The sequence below is a fragment of the Streptomyces sp. NPDC059668 genome (genome assembly GCF_042734135.1).
Classification (GTDB): domain Bacteria; phylum Actinomycetota; class Actinomycetes; order Streptomycetales; family Streptomycetaceae; genus Streptomyces.
Map to the genome: position 1 here is coordinate 25185 of NZ_JBHWEL010000079.1, position 15675 is coordinate 40859.

At 72.4% G+C, this 15675-nt stretch carries 17 protein-coding genes; 13 read left to right on the forward strand and 4 right to left on the reverse strand.

Annotated features, from left to right (window positions below; all coding sequences use genetic code 11):
- Window positions 1-393: 393 nt before the first annotated feature.
- From ACFV2J_RS35605 to ACFV2J_RS35635, 7 genes are all read left to right on the forward strand, one after another.
- The gene (locus tag ACFV2J_RS35605; protein WP_148007577.1) at window positions 394-1521 is read left to right on the forward strand and encodes a ParA family protein; all 1128 of its coding nucleotides are present in this window, start codon (window positions 394-396) and stop codon (window positions 1519-1521) included.
- The gene (locus tag ACFV2J_RS35610) at window positions 1506-2087 is read left to right on the forward strand and encodes a hypothetical protein (RefSeq protein ID WP_385442582.1); all 582 of its coding nucleotides are present in this window, start codon (window positions 1506-1508) and stop codon (window positions 2085-2087) included. Before ACFV2J_RS35605 ends, ACFV2J_RS35610 begins: the two co-directional genes overlap by 16 nt.
- Before the next feature lie 18 nt (window positions 2088-2105).
- Window positions 2106-3455 (forward strand): segregation/condensation protein A, encoded by a 1350-nt coding sequence (locus tag ACFV2J_RS35615; RefSeq protein WP_385092297.1) that lies wholly within the window; start codon window positions 2106-2108, stop codon window positions 3453-3455.
- Window positions 3452-4108, forward strand: coding sequence for an SMC-Scp complex subunit ScpB (scpB, locus tag ACFV2J_RS35620; RefSeq protein WP_385092294.1), 657 nt, complete (start codon window positions 3452-3454; stop codon window positions 4106-4108). The genes ACFV2J_RS35615 and scpB overlap by 4 nt, the downstream gene beginning before the upstream one ends.
- On the forward strand, window positions 4108-5280 hold the full coding sequence (locus ACFV2J_RS35625; RefSeq protein ID WP_385092291.1) for a pseudouridine synthase: 1173 nt from the start codon (window positions 4108-4110) through the stop codon (window positions 5278-5280). The genes scpB and ACFV2J_RS35625 overlap by 1 nt, the downstream gene beginning before the upstream one ends.
- Before the next feature lie 419 nt (window positions 5281-5699).
- Window positions 5700-6455, forward strand: coding sequence for an NUDIX domain-containing protein (locus tag ACFV2J_RS35630; protein ID WP_385092288.1), 756 nt, complete (start codon window positions 5700-5702; stop codon window positions 6453-6455).
- Window positions 6455-7480, forward strand: coding sequence for an ADP-ribosylglycohydrolase family protein (locus ACFV2J_RS35635; protein ID WP_385092285.1), 1026 nt, complete (start codon window positions 6455-6457; stop codon window positions 7478-7480). The genes ACFV2J_RS35630 and ACFV2J_RS35635 overlap by 1 nt, the downstream gene beginning before the upstream one ends.
- A 107-nt stretch (window positions 7481-7587) precedes the next feature.
- Here the strand turns inward: ACFV2J_RS35635 and ACFV2J_RS35640 are convergent, their stop codons facing one another.
- The 4 genes from ACFV2J_RS35640 to ACFV2J_RS35655 form a co-directional block, all read right to left on the reverse strand.
- On the reverse strand, window positions 7588-8352 hold the full coding sequence (locus ACFV2J_RS35640) for a DNA polymerase beta superfamily protein (RefSeq protein ID WP_385442587.1): 765 nt from the start codon (window positions 8350-8352) through the stop codon (window positions 7588-7590).
- Window positions 8353-8374: 22 nt separating this feature from the next.
- Window positions 8375-8824 carry a Rieske (2Fe-2S) protein gene (locus tag ACFV2J_RS35645; RefSeq protein ID WP_385098320.1) on the reverse strand — a complete coding sequence of 150 codons (450 nt, stop codon included), beginning with the start codon at window positions 8822-8824 and terminating at the stop codon, window positions 8375-8377.
- On the reverse strand, window positions 8821-9405 hold the full coding sequence (locus tag ACFV2J_RS35650; protein WP_385098318.1) for a DUF6529 family protein: 585 nt from the start codon (window positions 9403-9405) through the stop codon (window positions 8821-8823). Before ACFV2J_RS35650 ends, ACFV2J_RS35645 begins: the two co-directional genes overlap by 4 nt.
- Before the next feature lie 142 nt (window positions 9406-9547).
- A complete protein-coding gene (locus ACFV2J_RS35655) occupies window positions 9548-10228 on the reverse strand; it encodes a hypothetical protein (RefSeq protein ID WP_385442592.1) in 681 nt (226 codons plus the stop codon).
- Window positions 10229-10407: 179 nt separating this feature from the next.
- On the opposite strand from ACFV2J_RS35655, the gene ACFV2J_RS35660 reads away from it, so the two are divergent.
- The 6 genes from ACFV2J_RS35660 (at window position 10408) to der (ending at window position 15572) form a co-directional block, all read left to right on the forward strand.
- A complete protein-coding gene (locus ACFV2J_RS35660) occupies window positions 10408-10824 on the forward strand; it encodes a YidB family protein (protein WP_385095858.1) in 417 nt (138 codons plus the stop codon).
- A gap of 205 nt (window positions 10825-11029) precedes the next feature.
- Window positions 11030-11392, forward strand: a complete 363-nt coding sequence (gene aroH, locus ACFV2J_RS35665) for a chorismate mutase (protein WP_148007586.1) — start codon at window positions 11030-11032, stop codon at window positions 11390-11392.
- On the forward strand, window positions 11389-12474 hold the full coding sequence (locus ACFV2J_RS35670; RefSeq protein WP_385442595.1) for a prephenate dehydrogenase: 1086 nt from the start codon (window positions 11389-11391) through the stop codon (window positions 12472-12474). Before aroH ends, ACFV2J_RS35670 begins: the two co-directional genes overlap by 4 nt.
- A gap of 165 nt (window positions 12475-12639) precedes the next feature.
- On the forward strand, window positions 12640-13335 hold the full coding sequence (gene cmk, locus ACFV2J_RS35675; RefSeq protein ID WP_385095852.1) for a (d)CMP kinase: 696 nt from the start codon (window positions 12640-12642) through the stop codon (window positions 13333-13335).
- Window positions 13293-14006 carry a lysophospholipid acyltransferase family protein gene (locus tag ACFV2J_RS35680; protein WP_385095849.1) on the forward strand — a complete coding sequence of 238 codons (714 nt, stop codon included), beginning with the start codon at window positions 13293-13295 and terminating at the stop codon, window positions 14004-14006. The genes cmk and ACFV2J_RS35680 overlap by 43 nt, the downstream gene beginning before the upstream one ends.
- 78 nt (window positions 14007-14084) lie before the next feature.
- Window positions 14085-15572: a ribosome biogenesis GTPase Der gene (der, locus tag ACFV2J_RS35685; RefSeq protein WP_385442599.1), complete on the forward strand. Its 1488-nt coding sequence runs from the start codon at window positions 14085-14087 to the stop codon at window positions 15570-15572.
- Window positions 15573-15675: the final 103 nt, after the last annotated feature.

Sequence of the window (15675 nt, forward strand, 5' to 3'; positions counted from 1 at the left end):
TGGCCCGGCCCGCCTCCAAAAGGCGAATCCGAAACACCCGTTGTACACCGCCCCCACCCCGCCCGCACATTCCCCTCCATGGTCCGGCCGGATGTGTGTCGGGTCACTTTGCGACACTCGATCAACTCGCCACGAACGTAACTCTTCGACCGATTCGCACACCGGTGAAACCTGCTGTGCGACGGCCTTACGCCCTTGACAGAGGGGTGTTCGGTTGCCGACACATCGGGTCGGGTCCGGCGGATTGTGTTGCTGCGGAGCGGTGACACGCCATAGAGTCGCCAACCGTCGGCATGGTGCCACGCTGACCTATCGAGAAGTTTCCTGGTCACCAAGGAGGTAAGACGACTTGTGAATGAGTCGACATTTACTCCCGGGGGTGGTCAACCAGGAATGCCGGCGCGGGGCCAGGGCCCCACGGGGCTCGAGGCTGTCGGCTCCGTCGCTGTCCGAACCTTCGCAGCCCATCAGAGTCCCCGGATGACTCAGACAGCACACCCGAGCATGGATGGCCATCACGTGAACGCCATGGCCGGCAACGGAAGTGGCGAGAACCGCACCCACTTCGCCGACTACGACGAACTGCCCGAGGGGCACTTCTACGACCCCGATGCCGAGTACGAGCCCGATCCGGAGTACGCGGCCACGCTCGCGCCCGACGCGGCCCGCCAGCGCCGTGAGCGCGTGGGCCCGACCGGACGCCCGCTGCCGTACTTCCCGATCCCGGGCCCGCTGACCGACCACGGCCCCGCGAAGATCATCGCGATGTGCAACCAGAAGGGCGGGGTCGGCAAGACGACCTCGACCATCAACCTGGGTGCCGCGCTCGCGGAGTACGGACGCCGGGTCCTGCTCGTCGACTTCGACCCGCAGGGCGCGCTCTCGGTCGGTCTCGGCGTCAACCCGATGGAGCTCGACCTCACCGTCTACAACCTGCTCATGGAGCGGGGCATGGCGGCCGACGAGGTGCTCCTGAAGACGGCGGTCCCGAACATGGACCTGCTGCCCAGCAACATCGACCTGTCCGCCGCCGAGGTGCAGCTCGTCTCCGAGGTCGCGCGCGAGTCCACGCTGCAGCGCGCCCTGAAGCCGCTGATGGCCGACTACGACTACATCGTGATCGACTGTCAGCCCTCGCTCGGCCTGCTCACCGTCAACGCCCTCACGGCGGCGCACAAGGTGATCGTGCCGCTCGAGTGCGAGTTCTTCGCGCTGCGTGGTGTCGCGCTGCTCACCGAGACCATCGAGAAGGTCCAGGAGCGGCTCAACCCCGAGCTGGAGCTCGACGGCATCCTCGCGACCATGTACGACTCCCGCACGGTGCACAGCCGTGAGGTGCTCGCACGGGTGGTCGAGGCCTTCGACGATCACGTCTACCACACGGTGATCGGCCGGACCGTCCGCTTCCCGGAGACCACCGTCGCCGGTGAGCCGATCACCACGTACGCCTCCAACTCCGTCGGTGCCGCCGCCTATCGCCAGCTCGCCAGGGAGGTGCTCGCCCGGTGTCACGCCGAGTGAGTCTGCCGGGGGCCGACGAACTGTTCCGTACCACCGGGGGCATGGCGCTCCAGTCCTCCTCTCCCACCCGCCGGGCCAACGGCGAGGCCCGGGTGCCGGCTCCGGCCGGCGAGAGCGATCCGGGCGCCGCGGCGGAGGACGCGCCGCACTCGGTGCCCGTACAGGGCGGCGACGGCGAGGGCGACGAACACGTCGCGGCCGACTCCGACGCCGACGCGGGGGAGTCGCGCAGCCGGGGTACGGCTCCGGAGCGCTCGGCGCGGCGTCAGGCGACGCAGGAAGGTTCTGGCACCGGTTCCGCCGCCGCGCAGCAGCAGTCCCGCAAGCGTCAGCGCGCCGCCAACCGGCGGCCCAGCGGGCGGGAGCGGCACGACGAGAAGATCACGGTCTACGTGTCCGCCGAGGAGCTCATGGACCTCGAGCACGCCCGTCTGGTGCTGCGCGGGGAGCACGGGCTCGCGGTCGACCGCGGTCGGATCGTCCGCGAGGCGGTCGCGGTCGTGCTCGCCGATCTCGAATCCCGTGGGGACGCGAGCATTCTCGTACGACGGCTCCGCGGGCGGTAGCGGTAGCCTGCGACGGCTATGACCTCGAACGACGCCCCCGTCCCTGCCGCCGGCTCCGCCGGTCGCCGACGTGTGCTCGGCCGAGGACCGGGGGCCGGCCCGGCTCCCGCCGCACCGCCCGGCACACCCCCCGAGGGGGAACCGGCCGGCGAATCACCGGACGAATTCGTCCAGGAGCCCGAGTACGGCCTGGAGACCGCCGAGCCGAGGGTTCCCTCGGAGGCCGGACCGTCGACCGGCCCGACGCCGCGGCCCGACCCGGAGCCCTTTGTCGCCCCGGAGCCCCGACCCGTTCCCGACGGCCCGGAAGCCGGGGCCGCACCTGAGATCTCGGTCACACCCGGGGTGTCCGCCGGGCAGGGAACCGCCGCCGGCCCGCAGAGCCCCGCCGGGACCGTGTTGCCCGTCGGGCCGGAAGCCGGGATCGCCGTCGAGGCGGGGACCCCCACCGGAGCCGGGGCCGGGTCTGGATCTGAGTCCGGGGCCGAATCTGGGTCTGAGGCCGAGTCGGAACCCGCAGTCCGGTCCGACGACGGTCCGGAAGCCGGTGACGGCGTCTTCAAGGTGCGGCTGGCCAACTTCGAGGGGCCCTTCGACCTCCTGCTGCAGTTGATCTCGAAGCACAAGATGGACGTCACGGAAGTGGCGCTGTCACGGGTGACCGACGAGTTCATGGCGCACATCAGGGCCATGGGGCCGGACTGGGACCTCGACCAGACGACCGAGTTCCTGGTCGTCGCGGCGACCCTGCTCGATCTCAAGGCCGCGCGGCTGCTGCCCGCCGCCGAGGTCGAGGACGAGGCCGACCTGGCCCTGCTGGAGGCCCGGGACCTCCTCTTCGCCCGGCTGTTGCAGTACCGCGCGTACAAACGGATCGCGGACATCTTCAACGCCCGCCTCGACGAGGAGGGCCGCCGCTACCCCCGTACCGTCGGCCTCGAACCCCACCACGCCGAACTGCTGCCCGAGGTCGTCATCAGCATCGGGGCGGAAGGATTCGCCCGGCTCGCCGTGAAGGCGATGCAGCCCAGGCCCAAGCCGCAGGTGTACGTCGACCACATCCACGCCCCGCTGGTCAGCGTGCGGGAACAGGCGGAGATCGTGGTGGCGCTGCTCCGCGAGCGCGGGGAAGCCAACTTCCGCGACCTCGTCGCGGACACCGCCGACACCCTCACCGTCGTGGCCCGTTTCCTGGCCCTTCTGGAGCTCTACCGGGAGAAGGCGGTCTCCCTGGACCAGGAGGAGGCGCTGGGGGACCTGGTGGTGCGCTGGACGGGCGGGGACAGTGCCGAGGATCCCAGGGTGACGGACGAATTCGACCGGCCGCCCGAGACAGCGAAGGAAGACGCCAAGAAGGAGAAGGCGTGAGCGAGCAGACCAGCGGGACCCCGGCGGGCCAGGACACCGTCGCCGACCTCGATCTCCGGCCCGCCCTGGAGGCCGTCCTCATGGTCGTGGACGAACCCGCGACCGAGGAGCACCTCGCGAAGATCCTGGAGCGGCCGAGACGCCAGGTCGGGGACGCCCTGCGGGAGCTGGCCGACGAGTACACCGTCCAGGGCCGCGGCTTCGAGCTGCGGCTCATCGCAGGCGGCTGGCGCTTCTACTCCCGGCCGGCGTACGCGGCGGCCGTGGAACGCTTCGTCCTGGACGGCCAGCAGGCCCGGCTCACGCAGGCCGCGCTGGAGACCCTGGCGGTCGTCGCGTACCGCCAGCCGGTCAGCCGTTCCAGGGTCTCGGCGGTCCGCGGAGTGAACTGTGACGGGGTGATGCGCACCCTGTTGCAGCGCGGTCTGGTCGAGGAGGCGGGCACGGAACCCGAAACAGGTGCGATCCTGTACACGACGACGAACTACTTCCTGGAGCGAATGGGCCTGCGCGGTCTGGACGAGCTCCCGGAGCTCGCACCCTTCCTTCCGGAGGCGGACGCGATCGAAGCAGAGACGCTGGAAGGGGTCCCGTCGTTCGATCCGGACGTACCGGATGCAGACGCAGACGACACGACGACGACGGAACTTTGATGCGAAGCAGTGGCAGTGGCAGTGGCAGGAACAGCGGGCGCGGCAACCCGCGGGGAGCCGGGGGGAGCGGCGGCGCGCGCGGCAGCGGCGGCCAGCGTGGCGCCGGCGGCCAGCGTGGCACCGGCGGGAGCGGCAGCCCGCGGGGAGCCGGCTCCCAGCCGAGGAGCGACGCGGGGCGCGACGACCAGCCGAAGCGTCCCGGCAAGCCCCGTCCCGAGGAGCGTCGCTACGACGTGGGCCCCGGGGGCACACACGAAGGCCCGAAGTCCGGGCGCGGCGCCTCGGCGCGCGGTGGCGCGAAGGGCGGCCCCAAGCAGGGCCAGCAGCGCGGCGGCCGTACGGAGCCGGCGCGCTCGCGTGAGTACGAGACGCGGGCCGAGGAGCGCAACCGGGACCGGTACGCGGGCAAGCCCGAGGTGAAGACGCCCAAGACCTTCCCCGGCGCCGAGCAGGAGGGCGAGCGTCTGCAGAAGATCCTCGCGCGAGCGGGCTACGGCTCCCGGCGTGCCTGCGAGGAGCTCGTCGAGCAGGCGCGGGTCGAGGTCAACGGCGAGATCGTCCTGGAGCAGGGTCTCCGTGTCGACACGGACAAGGACGAGATCAAGGTCGACGGGCTGACGGTCGCGACGCAGTCGTACCAGTTCTTCTCGCTGAACAAGCCTGCCGGTGTCGTCTCCACGATGGAGGACAACGAGGGCCGTCAGTGCCTCGGCGACTACGTGACGAACCGCGAGACGCGGCTCTTCCACGTCGGGCGGCTCGACACCGAGACCGAGGGCGTCATCCTGCTCACCAACCACGGCGAGCTGGCGCACCGGCTGACTCACCCCAAGTACGGCGTGAAGAAGGTCTACCTCGCGCACATCGTGGGCCCGATCCCGCGCGATCTGGGCAAGCGGCTCAAGGACGGCATCCAGCTGGAGGACGGGTACGCGAAGGCGGACCACTTCCGGGTCGTCGAGCAGACCGGCAAGAACTACCTGGTCGAGGTGACCCTCCACGAGGGCCGCAAGCACATCGTGCGCCGCATGCTCGCCGAGGCCGGCTTCCCGGTGGACAAGCTCGTACGCGTCGCCTTCGGCCCGATCACCCTCGGCGACCAGAAGTCGGGCTGGCTGCGCCGTCTGTCGAACACCGAGGTCGGCATGCTCATGAACGAGGTCGGCCTCTAGGAGCGTCCGTCCAGAGCGCCCGTCGCGGGCGACACCCGTCGTATCGGCCGGTCCCGGGAGTGTCCCGGGGCCGGCCGACGTGTATCCGGACGCGGGGCGCGAAGAGCGCGGCTCCCCGGTCGGCCGGGGAGCCGTGGGCGCGGCGGCCGTGTGCCCAGGGAGGCTCTGGCGGCCCCGGAGAGGCGCGGGGGCCGTGTTCCGCGGCGCCCCGGGACGCGCGGCCGTCAGCGGGCCCTCAGGGGCCGCCGGCGCCCTTTCGGTGACGCGCGCCGTCGCGCGCCCGGCCCGCATCAGGGCGCAGATCGCGGGGATTCCGTTCCCGGAGGGTTGTGGGCGGCCCGCCGGGCTCTTTATAGTCGTACTGACCATTAATTGAGGCGGCGGTGTGTCGTCCGGACGGGAGGGCGGGGACGGTGGGGATGCTCGCGCGTCAGGGCCGCTCGCCCGGCGGCAATGCGCCCGAGGGTTACGACAAGTACGCGTTCGAACCCTTCGCCGTGGCCGTGGACCTGGCCGTCCTGACGATCCGCGCCGACGCGCTGGAGGTGCTGCTCGTCGAGCGGGGACAGGAACCGTACGCGGGCCACTGGGCGCTGCCCGGCGGGTTCGTGCTGGCCGCGGAGTCCGCGGAGACGGCCGCCCGGCGCGAGCTCGCCGAGGAGACCGGCCTGTCGGACCTCTCGCGCCTGCACCTGGAACAGCTGCGGACCTACAGCGACCCCGACCGCGACCCGAGAATGCGGGTCGTCTCCGTCGCGTTCGCGGCGCTGCTCCCCGACCCTCCCGAGCCGCACGGCGGTGGTGACGCGGCGCAGGCCCGGTGGCAGCCGTACCGCACGCCCGGTCCGCTCGCCTTCGACCACGACCGCATCCTCGCCGACGCCCACGAACGCGTCGGCGCCAAGCTCGAGTACACCTGTCTCGCCACCTCCTTCTGCCCGCCCGAGTTCACCCTCGGCGAGTTGCAGCGGGTCTACGAGACGGTGTGGGACACCGCGCTCGACCGGCCCAACTTCCGGCGCAAGGTCCTCGCCACGCCGGGCTTCGTCGAACCGGTCCCGGGGGCCGCTCGTCTCACCGGAGGCCGCGGCAAACCCGCCGCTCTCTACCGCGCGGGCGGCGCCACCGCCCTGTATCCGCCCCTGCTGCGTCCCCGTTCGGAAGGACGGCCCTGATGACCACCACCCCGAAGCTCGCGAAGCACGCCGCCACCGGGTCCCTGCTGGGCCTCGCGCTCGGCGACGCGCTGGGCTTCCCGACCGAGTTCAACGACATACCGTCGATCCTCGCCAAGTGCGGCCCCTGGCGGGAGATGGCACTGCCGACGCCCGCGATCGTCACCGACGACACCCAGATGACGCTGGCGCTGGGGCGGGGCCTGCGCACGGCCACGGACCGCGGTCTGCTCGGGCCGTCGCGGATGGCACGGCCGGTGCGCGAGGAGTTCGTGGACTGGTACCTGTCGCCGGACAACAACCGCGCGCCCGGCCGCACCTGTCTGGTCGCCTGCAACCTGCTGAAGGACGAGAGCCTGCCCTGGCAGGACGCCAGCCAGATCGGTTCCAAGGGATGCGGCGCCAACATGCGGGTGGCGCCGGTGGGTCTCGTACCGGGGCTGAGCGACGAACAGCGGTCGGGCGCAGCGCAGTTGCAGGCGGCGCTCACCCACGGCCACCCCACCGCGCTCGCCGCCTCGGACCTGACCGCCCACACCGTCCGGCTCCTCGTCCAGGGTGCCGAACCCGCGGATCTGGTCGGGCTGCTGCGCGCGTACGCCGAGGAGAACCGCAGCCACTACAACTCCCGTTGGCTAGGAGACCTGTGGACCCGCAGCCAGGACCCGACGCCGGAACACTTCATCCGGCGCGGCTGGGACGAGTGCCTGGGCGCGCTCGACCGGCTCCGGGACGCCCTGCGCACGCCCTCGCCGGAGACCGACCCCTGCCTGGCCACCGGAGCGGGCTGGATCGCCGAGGAGGCGCTCACCACCGGCCTGCTCTGCTTCCTGCTCTTCGTCGACGAGCCCGTCACCGCGCTGCGCCGGGCGGCCTGCACCTCCGGCGACTCCGACTCGATCGCCTGTCTGACGGGCGCGTTCGCGGGTGCCCACCACGGCTCGGACGTCTGGCCGACCGAGTGGGCGGACCGCATCGAATACCAGAGCGACCTCATGTCGCTGGGGGCGCTCTGGGATGCCTGACGGATGATCGGCGACGTGCCCGGCGGGGGGGGGGGGGGCGCGCGCCCCCACCCAACCACCCCCCCCGGCCGCGGCCGCATGTCCTGCCGGACACGGCGCGGCCGGCCTCAGCGCTCCCGGGCGCCCCGTCCGCGCAGGAGCCCGCGCACACCCTCGTCGTCCGGGTACGCCTGGCGGGCTCCGGGATCGGCGTGACGGGCTGAGGCGCGGCGTACGCCGACCAGGAAGTCCTCGACACGGGCGTGGTCCGGCTCGGCCGGCAGCGGACTGCGTGCCTGCGCCTCGTCGGTCTCCGCCGCCAGGCGGCCCATCCACGCCTCCACCCGGGCCCACGGGACCTCGCCCCGCTTCACGGCGAGCAGCGGTTCGCGCTGCTCGCCGACGTCGACGGTCAGGGCGCCGGTGCGCAGCAGGTCGCGGGAGGACATGAGGAGGCGGAGCAGGTGCATCGCGTGCTTCCAGCGCGGGGCGCCGTACCGGCGGACGTCGGCCTCCAGTTTCCGGTGCTGGCCCTGCGCGTAGCGGGCGAACGTCTCGTGGGCGCGGCGGGAGAGGAAGGCCTCGCGCAGGGCCAGCAGCGCGCGGCCCGTGTCGTCGGCGTACTCGACGAGGGGGGAGTGGAGGCACTCCAGGATGTTCGGATTGGCGCGCAGCGCGAGGGTGCAGAACCGTTCCAGCTCCCAGCTGAACTGCTCGTCGGCCGGGCCCTCGACGTGGGTCGGCGGCTTCTCGAAGCGCCAGAACAGCGGGGCCGGGGCGAGGAACACGCCCCGGCGGTCCGTGTCGCTGTCGTCGGTGGCCAGGCCGAAGGCGCGCGACCCCATCACGCAGGAGTAGATCGTGTGGTCGCGCACCAGGGCCTCGGATCGCATGTCCGGGAGCCTACGGGTTGGTTCAGGCCAGGCGAATCGAGTTTCCCTCCACGGTGATCCGCTCTGCGGGCAGCGGGGTCGAGGCGGGACCGGCCACCACCGAGGCGTCGGTGATGCGGAACTTGCTGCCGTGGCAGGGGCAGTCGATCGTGCCGTCGGCGACGGTGCTCACCGTGCAGCCCTGATGGGTGCAGACCGCCGAGAAGGCCTTGAACTCGTCCTTCGTGGGCTGGGTGACCACGATCTTGCGGTCCTTGAAGATCTTGCCGCCGCCGACCGGGATGTCGCTCGTGGCGGCGAGCTCCGTCCCGCCGCCACCGCCGCCGCCGTCGCCGGACGCGGGTGCTGAGGCGGGCGGAGAGGCGGGCTCCCGCGAACCGCCGCCGCTGTCGCCGTACTTGCTGCACCCCGCGAGCAGGGCGGCGGCCGCGCCCGTGCCGAGAACGGTGCGCCGCGCCGGGGGGTTGGTCATGTAGTGACTCCGAACGTGCGGAAGAACCAGAGAGCCGACGTCAGCCAGATGACGGTGAGGACCACGAAGACGAGTCCTCCGGCCACGGGCAGTAGCCAGCCGGGCAGTCGCTCCGAGCGGAGCAGGAGCATTTTGGCACTGAATGCCCCGAAGAAGAAGCATCCCAGGAGCGAATGCCACAGCACGCGCGGCTCGTACGTCTGGAAGCCCAGCGCGTAGAGGCAGTGCACCGCGACGGGGACCGCCACCAGGAACGCGACCCGCCCGGACCAGCGGTGCAGGGCCGGTGCCCAGCTCGGCCCCGGGAGTCTCCCGTAGACCATGAACGCCGAGCCCAGCTGGACGAGCGCGAAGGCGAACGCCGTGGTGGCCAGCCACGACTTCACCGCGCTCGTACTGCTGAACCCCGCGAGATTGAAGGCGGTCCCGGTCGGGTGGTGCGTCCTGCCGTACGCGCCGAGACCGACCGCGACCGCGGCGGCCACCAGGGCCGGGACGAGATAGCGGGCCGGGTGCGGGCGGCCGTGGGCGGGCGGGGGAGCGGGGTAGCCCTGCGTGGCGGCGTTCGGATCCGCGGTCATGTCGGCTCCCTGGTCGGGAAAGGGCCGGGAAAGGGCCGGAAAGGGTTCCTGGTCGGAAAGGCCGGAGGCGCCGGGAAGGGGCCGTGGACGGGTGAGGGCGTCGAGCCGGTGAGGGCGTCGAGCGGGTGACGGTGCGGGCGGGTCACGGAGTGACGGGGTGTGCGGTGAGCTTCTTTCCGTCGACCGTGACGGCGCCGGTCTCCGGGTCGATCGCGGGTGCCGCCGACGGTGCGCCGTCGCGGTCGAGGATGCCGACCTGCCGGCCGCCGGGCAGCACGATCCAGCCGCCGTCCAGCTCGGCGCCGCGCACCGTGGCTGTCGCGCGGTAGAGCCCGGACGGCTTGACCGCCTTGTCGGCGGTGAAGCCGTAGCGGCGGCCGCCGTAGTCGACGGTGCCGCGGATCCGCCCGCCGTCCCTCAGCGTGCCGTCGAGTGCGGCGCCGTTCTTCCCGGTGAGCCGCAGGGTGCCGTCGTCCCCGACGGCGCCCTTGAGCCACGACTCCTTGTCGTGGCCGTCGCAGAAGTACGCGATCGCGCGGCCGTCGCGCAGCGAGACGGCGACGGCCGAGGAGTCGTCGTCGGTGCGGCCCGCGTAGTCGGCGTTCGGGACGGGGCTCGCGGACGGCGACGCGGACGGTGACGGGGTCGGGCTCGACGGTGACGTGGATCTCTCGGGCGTCACGGTCGCTGCCGGTGCGGCGCCGGATGTCCGCGGGCGGGACGACGACGCGTTCTTCACCCCCGTCGTCGCGTTGAGCGACAGCATGAACACGGCGAGAAGCAGTCCGGCGAGAAGGGTGAGCAACGGTCCTGGGCGCTTCATACGGGCCTCCCCCGAGGCGGGTGTCCTGCCATCAGAGCGGACCGCCGCCCCGGCGTCCAGAGGCGCACGGGTGCATTCTCACTACAAGTGGCGGAATGGGGCGATTCAAGTGACATTGACTCTGTCTGAGGCCGGGAGGCGACCCGCCCCCGGCCGCACTCCCCGAAAGGCGTCGCCCCATGACGGACAACGATCTCGGCAGCCTGCTCGGCGGTCTTCTCGGCGGCGGGCAGGGCGGTGCCTCCGGCGGGGGCGACATCCTCGGCTCGTTGCTCCGGTCCCTGACCGACGGCCAGGGCGGCGGCAATCCGCTGGGCGGGCTGATGGACCTGCTCGCGAAGTCGGGGCTGGCGGACCAGGCACAGTCGTGGATCGGCACCGGCGAGAACAAGCCCGTCTCCGCCGAACAGGTCGCGCAGGCGCTGCCCGCCGACACGCTCCAGGAGGTCGCCGCCCAGACCGGGGTCAGCTCGGAGAAGGCCGCGGACCAGATCGCCCGGCACCTGCCGCAGGCGGTCGACAGGCTGACCCCGGGCGGCGAGCTGCCGAGGGCCGGCGCGTCCCTCGAGGACCTCATCAGGCAGCAGTCGCTCTGAACCGTGCCCGGGTGAACCGTTTCCGGCTTGCCCGTGTGGGCCTGCCCGTGCCCGGGTGGACCGTGTGCGGCTTGCCCGTGTCCGGGTGGACCGTGTCCGGTGCGTGGCGTCCCGTCTCGTCAGACGGGCACCGCGCACCGGCGCGCCCGCGGGCTGACTACGCTGGTGCGACAGACATGTACGCAGATCAGCGAGGAGCATTGCCGTGGCGGTACGAGCGGTCCGGGGCGCCGTCCAACTGGAACGGGACGAGGCCGGCCACATGGACGAGCGGGTCGGTGAGCTCCTCACCGCCGTCCTGGAGCGGAACGGTCTCACCACGGACGACCTGATCAGCGTCTGGTTCACCGCGACGCCCGATCTGCACAGCGACTTCCCGGCGGCCGCGGCCCGCAAGCTGGGCATCGTCGACGTACCGCTGATCTGCGCGCAGGAGCTGGACATCGAGGGCGCGATGCCCCGGGTCGTACGGATCCTCGCGCACATCGAGTCCGACCGGCCCCGCGCCGACATCGCGCACGTCTACCTGGGTGCCGCGGGCGCCCTGCGCAAGGACATCGCCCAGTGAGGACCGCACTCGTCATCGGCACCGGTCTGATCGGCACGTCGGCGGCGCTCGCGCTCGCCCAGCGGGGTGTCGTCGTCCACCTCACCGACCACGACCCGGAGCAGGCCCGCACGGCGGCCGCGCTCGGCGCCGGTACCGACGAGCCGCCCACCGGGCCCGTGGACCTCGCGATCGTCGCGGCCCCGCCCGCGCACGTGGCGGCGACGCTCGCGGACGCCATGCGGCGCGGGGTCGCGCGCGGCTACCTCGACGTGGCGAGCGTCAAGGGCGGCCCGCGCCGTGAACTGGAGGCCCTCGGCCTCGGCCTCTCCGCGTACATCGGCTCGCACCCCATGTCGGGCCGCGAGAAGTCGGGCCCGCTGGCCGCCTCGGGCGACCTCTTCGAGGGCCGCCCCTGGGTCCTGACGCCCACCCGGGACACGGACACCGAGGTCCTGAACCTCGCGCTGGAGCTGGTCTCGCACTGCCGGGCGCTCCCCGTCGTGATGGACGCCGACGCCCACGACCGGGCGGTCGCGCTGGTCTCGCACATGCCGCACCTGGTGTCGAGCATGGTCGCCGCGCGTCTGCAGCACGCGGAGGAGGCGGCGGTACGGCTCTGCGGGCAGGGCATCCGTGACGTGACCAGGATCGCGGCCTCGGACCCCCGGATGTGGATCGACATCCTCTCCGCGAACCCGGGCCCGGTCGCCGACCTCCTCGCGGACGTCTCCGCCGACCTCGACGAGACGGTCCTCGCGCTGCGTGCCCTCCAGTCCTCCGACGAGGCCAAGCGCCGCGAGGGCGCCGGCGGCATCGAGGACATGCTGCGCCGCGGCAACGCGGGCCAGGTACGGGTCCCCGGCAAGCACGGCGCCGCTCCGCTGACGTACGAGACGGTCGCCGTCCTCATCGACGACCAGCCGGGCCAGCTGGCCCGCATCTTCGCCGACGCCGGGGCGGCCGGCGTCAACATCGAGGACGTACGCATCGAGCACGCGACGGGCCGGCAGGCCGGTCTGGTCCAGCTGATGGTCGAGCCCAAGGCGGTGCCCGTGCTGAGCGCGGCGCTGCGGGACCGGGGCTGGGCGTTGCGCCAGTAGGGCGACCGGGGGCCGCGGGGCCCTCCCGGCGCGCGCCGGGAGGCGCCGGCGGCGGAGGGTGGCGACAGGGCCAGTAATACGGGGCCCGGGGAGCCAGTAACCTTGTGCGGGGCGCGTTCGCGTCCCGCACAGACCTCCACCCCGCACCAGGAAGGTGTCTCCACCGTGGAAAACGGCGCCGCCCGGACCGCCCCGGCAGTGATTGTCGCCATCGACGGCCCCTCCGGCACGGGCAAGTCGAGCACCTCCAAGGCAGTGGCCGCGCACCTGGGCCTCAGCTACCTGGACACGGGCGCGCAGTACCGGGCGATCACCTGGTGGATGGTGAGCAACGGCATCGACGTGACGGACCCGACGGCGATCGCCGCCGTGGCGGGGAAGCCGGAGATCGTCTCCGGCACCGACCCGTCCGCGCCGGCCATCTCGGTCGACGGGACCGACGTCGCGGGCCCGATCCGCACCCAGGAGGTCACCTCCAAGGTCAGCGCGGTCAGCGCGGTGCCCGAGGTGCGCGCCCGGATCACCGAGCTCCAGCGTTCGATCGCCGCGGGCGCGGAGGACGGCATCGTCGTGGAGGGGCGGGACATCGGCACCACGGTGCTGCCCGACGCCGACCTGAAGATCTTCCTCACCGCCTCCGCGGAGGCGCGTGCCGCCCGCCGCAGCGGTGAGCTGAAGGGCGCCGACGTCCAGGCGACCCGCGAGGCCCTGCTGAAGCGGGACGCTGCCGACTCCAGCCGCAAGACCTCCCCGCTCGCCAAGGCGGACGACGCGGTCGAGGTGGACACCTCCGACCTCACGCTCCAGCAGGTCATAGAGTGCGTCGTCACCCTCGTCGAGGAGAAGCGGGCCGCCAAGTGACCGTACCCTCCGAGAGAGGCGCCGAGGTCGGGCGCCGTATCGGCGTCGGCCTGATGTACGGCCTGTGGAAGCCGCGCGTGCTCGGCGCCTGGAAGGTCCCCGCGGCCGGCCCGGCGATCCTCGCCGTGAACCACTCGCACAACATCGACGGCCCGATGGTCATGGGCGTGGCGCCCCGGCCCACGCACTTCCTGATCAAGAAGGAAGCGTTCATCGGCCCTCTCGACCCCTTCCTGCTCGGTATCGGACAGGTCAAGGTCGACCGCACGACCACCGACCGTACGGCGATCACCCAGGCCCTCGGCGTCCTCGCGGCCGGCGGGGTGCTCGGCATCTTCCCGGAGGGCACCCGGGGCGAGGGGGACTTCGCCTCGCTGCGCGCCGGGCTCGCCTATTTCGCGGTCCGCAGCGGCGCCCCGATCGTCCCGGTGGCGGTCCTGGGAAGTTCCGGGAGGAGCAGCCGGCTGACCAAGGGGCTGCCCCCGCTGCGCAGCCGGGTCGACGTCGTCTTCGGAGACCCCTTCGAGGCGGGCGACGGCAGCGGACGACGTACGCGCAAGGCGCTGGACGAGGCGACCACGCGCATCCAGAAGCAGCTGAGCGCCCACCTGGACCACGCCAGGCGTCTGACCGGACGCCGGGAAACCGCCGGGCGCCCCACCGGGCACTAGGCGACACTTGAGTAGTGGATCACCCGGTCTGCGGGCGGTCCACCGATCACCACGAATGAACGACGAGGTACGGACTTCATGAACGACCACATCCAGCCCGACGGCTCGGCCGGCCCCGCCGAGCACGAGCACGGGGCGCTTGGCGATGCCGAGTACGCGGACTTCATGGAGCTCGCCGCGGAAGAGGGCTTCGACATCGAGGACGTCGAGGGCGCGATCGACGAGGCGGGCCACGGCCCGCTGCCCGTCCTCGCCGTCGTCGGCCGCCCGAACGTCGGCAAGTCGACCCTGGTGAACCGGATCATCGGCCGCCGCGAGGCCGTCGTCGAGGACAAGCCCGGTGTCACCCGCGACCGCGTCACCTACGAGGCCGAGTGGGCGGGCCGCCGCTTCAAGCTGGTCGACACCGGCGGCTGGGAGCAGGACGTCCTCGGTATCGACGCGTCCGTCGCCGCGCAGGCCGAGTACGCGATCGAGGCGGCCGACGCGGTCGTCTTCGTCGTGGACGCCAAGGTCGGCGCGACGGACACCGACGAGGCGGTCGTGCGGCTGCTGCGCAAGGCCGGCAAGCCGGTCGTGCTGTGCGCCAACAAGGTCGACGGCCCCAGCGGCGAGGCCGACGCCTCGTACCTCTGGTCCCTCGGTCTCGGCGAGCCGCACCCCGTCTCCGCGCTGCACGGCCGCGGCACCGGCGACATGCTGGACGCCGTCCTGGAGGCCCTGCCCGAGGCCCCCGCGCAGACCTTCGGCACCGCGGTGGGCGGCCCCCGCCGCATCGCCCTCATCGGCCGCCCGAACGTCGGCAAGTCCTCGCTGCTGAACAAGGTGGCGGGCGAGGACCGCGTGGTCGTCAACGAGATCGCGGGCACCACCCGCGACCCGGTCGACGAGCTCATCGAACTCGGCGGCATCACCTGGAAGTTCGTCGACACGGCGGGCATCCGCAAGCGCGTCCACCTCCAGCAGGGCGCCGACTACTACGCCTCGCTGCGCACCGCCGCCGCCGTCGAGAAGGCCGAGGTCGCGGTCATCCTGATCGACGCGTCCGAGACCATCTCCGTGCAGGACCAGCGCATCGTCACGATGGCGGTCGAGGCGGGCCGCGCGATCGTCCTCGCCTTCAACAAGTGGGACACCCTCGACGAGGAGCGCCGCTACTACCTGGAGCGGGAGATCGAGACCGAGCTCCTCCAGGTGGCCTGGGCGCCCCGGGTGAACGTCTCGGCGCAGACCGGCCGGCACATGGAGAAGCTCGTCCCCGCGATCGAGACGGCCCTGGACGGCTGGGAGACCCGGGTTCCGACCGGCCGCCTGAACGCCTTCCTCGGTGAGCTGGTCGCCGCCCACCCGCACCCGGTCCGTGGCGGCAAGCAGCCCCGCATCCTCTTCGGCACGCAGGCGGGCACCAAGCCCCCGCGGTTCGTGCTCTTCGCCTCCGGCTTCATCGAGCACGGCTACCGGCGCTTCATCGAGCGCCGGCTGCGTGAGGAGTTCGGTTTCGAGGGGACGCCGATCCACATCTCGGTGCGGGTGCGCGAGAAGCGCGGCACCAACAAGAAGAAGTAGTCGCCGCGGCGACGACGACGGGGGTGGGGGGGGGGCGCGCCGGGGCCCCCCCCCCCCCCCCCCGCGACTTAGGGCCGTATTCCCCCGCGGGGGGCGGGGCGGG